This window comes from Acidimicrobiia bacterium (assembly GCA_018057765.1).
Classification (GTDB): domain Bacteria; phylum Actinomycetota; class Acidimicrobiia; order IMCC26256; family JAGPDB01; genus JAGPDB01.
The window spans coordinates 1-2,403 of record JAGPDB010000036.1 but is presented as its reverse complement, the minus strand read 5'-3'; the positions used below and the strand labels follow the sequence as shown (position 1 = coordinate 2,403).

Genomic DNA, 2,403 nt, shown 5'->3' with positions numbered 1-2,403 from the left:
CATCAGCGTCAAGTGGAAAACCAAACTTGATAAGCATTGCATAGGTCACCAACCTAGCCATGCGACCGTTACCATTATCAAAAGGATGTATCCACGCAAACCTGTGGTGAGATATCGCAATTTTCAAAAGATCGTATTTTGATTCTTGTTCAGTGTTTATAAAACTTATTAGATCATCTAATAATTCAGGTACTTTCATTCCTTCAGGTGGAGTATGAGCCGAGCCGGAAATGCTCACATTTTCAAGTCTTAGAGTTCCAGGAGTTTTACTCCCTTCTCGTTCTAACCCGTCGACAACCATAGTGTGTAGGTGGGAAATAAAGCTTGCATCTATATTATTTTCGTGAACATTTTCATCAATGAATTTAAGCGCTTTTTCAATATTAAAAATTTCTTTAAATCGTTCATCTTCTGTTGGTTTGTCGCCATGTTCCTGTTTGTAGTCCATGACTTCTGCAATTGTTGTTCTGTTACCTTCTATTCTTGCGGATTCTATACTTTCGAGGATATGAAATAAATATTTTAATTGAGCAAATATATGACTAGGCGTTGTTCCAGAGGTGGTTACAGAGCGTAATGCATCGAGGTCTATAATAAGATTTGTTAAGGGTGAATCGAAAGAAAGTTCGGGGATATATGTATGATTACTAGAGTTCCTGCTTGACACAGCTACACCTTCTACTTGACAACATGGATCAATACTAGCAGTCCAGAGTGCGTTTTAGTTGACATTGAAGGTTTCGCTACTTGACAAACCGGAAAACCTACTTTGCGTTTGTATTCATTGTTCATATCCATATTTTAAGAATAACATAGGTGTGCGACAGCGAACTTTAAGGCACGTATAATGTTGTATTTTTGCAACGTCTTCTTCAATACACTATTGCATACTAAGTATCGTATTTATACAATAGTAAATAGAATATATTTTTGCTTATTGGATAATTAGCTTATTGCCACACGTTTAGGTGTTGTAGTTACCCCAGTTGCTTGTACGGAATTTACTCGATAACCAACAGAGATTATCGCAACAAGATTATAGAAATTGGTTAAATAGGACTTTTGGCCTAAAACAGTTGCTCGAATTTTTCGAGTAACTGAGTCTTTATCGAGTTCAGTGCTATTAAAAATCTCCTTGAGGTGATAGGTAATAGTATTCGACTCTACGCCAAATAGCTCTGCCATAGATTTTTGGGCAAGTTTGAATCGGTGTAATCTAAAGAGAATTTCTATATGTCATTTTGGAGTTGTTAGCTGGCTAGGGATCTTACATGCAAGTAATTTAACTTGTAAACAATCTTTACAAGTACCGATTTGTCCCAAAGGTAGTGTCGGGCCCTATTGCTTGGTAATTTTTTAACTATATTTCTGCGAAATTTGGAAAGCCCGCAGAGAGCCCTTCGCAAGTTTCAACGCATTTCATAAGGTGATGTATAGCTTCCGCATTTATACCGTTTTCGACACGGCCGGCTGCCCATTTTAGTTGACCTACGGCAAAAACAACGTCTAATTCATCTAGGAATACCCTTTCGGCAAAGGCAGCATCTAATTCATTTAGAAATATCCCTTCGTACATAGAACCAACGCTAAATCGTTCACCCAAGTAGCCTTCTAAAAAAAATGGGTACGATTCTGTTGAATAGGTATTCCAGTGGACTAAGTCGGCATGCGAAACGCTTACGTGGGCTTCTCCAAAATCTATAATCGAAGTAATTTCTCCTGTTTGTGGGTCACAATATAGATGTTTCATATCGTAGTCTGCATGAGTGAGAACCAATGGATGATTGTCGATAATTTCGCCGAATTTTACATCGAGCATTTCGATGTTTCTTGCTACTCGTTGCAAGAATTCTTCTAGTCCTGGTATGTCTTCTAGACCTTTTAAACATTCAGACCAATAGTCGCTGGGTTTTCGACGTGAGAATATGTCCTGTTCTCTTTCTACTAAGTCCGCTATTGAATTCGACGTTTCAGACAGTCTATGAATTCTTGCCAACTCTATTCCAGCATTGCTAATTGCTTTTTGTGCTACCTCGGATTCGAGCTCTCCTGTGTCTAATCCTTCTTCGATATTTATTCCTTTAGCTGGTGAAAGCAAGGTGATGCTAATCCTATTATTTGAACCATTTTGTACGCAATCGTATGCTCCGTAACGCAAAACTTGGACACTTGGTAGTCCTACTTCTTCGCATTCTTCCATTAGTACCACTTCGGCATAATTTAATTCGTGATGTGCAATTCTTAGATAGCCAAGTAAATCGCCGGTTGATCCTTCATATAATTTATATACCTCGCTGGATTCACCAGCAACAATACGATCTCCTATTACGGAGTCTTCGTAACCCCATTGATCGAGTAAAGGTTTCAATATGCATTCTGGTGTTTGCCATCTGGCGTGAAGGT

Annotated in this window: 3 protein-coding genes; all 3 read right to left on the bottom strand. The window is 38.5% G+C overall.

The window, feature by feature from the left end; translation table 11 throughout:
- On the bottom strand, positions 1 to 667 hold a 667-nt coding region (locus KBF89_08355; GenBank protein ID MBP9116332.1), incomplete at its 3' end, for a Fic family protein.
- Positions 668 to 945: 278 nt separating this feature from the next.
- Complete coding sequence (locus tag KBF89_08350) at positions 946 to 1,185, bottom strand: virulence RhuM family protein (protein MBP9116331.1); 240 nt, start codon at positions 1,183 to 1,185, stop codon at positions 946 to 948.
- Positions 1,186 to 1,360: 175 nt separating this feature from the next.
- Positions 1,361 to 2,403, bottom strand: a 1,043-nt coding sequence (locus KBF89_08345) for a phosphotransferase (protein MBP9116330.1), incomplete at its 5' end; no start/stop codon positions are given.

What these genes read in the sequence shown, in the direction of transcription:
- KBF89_08350 (MBP9116331.1), bottom strand. Translation starts at nt 1,185, where the DNA reads ATGGCAGAGCTATTTGGCGTAGAGTCGAATACTATTACCTATCACCTC.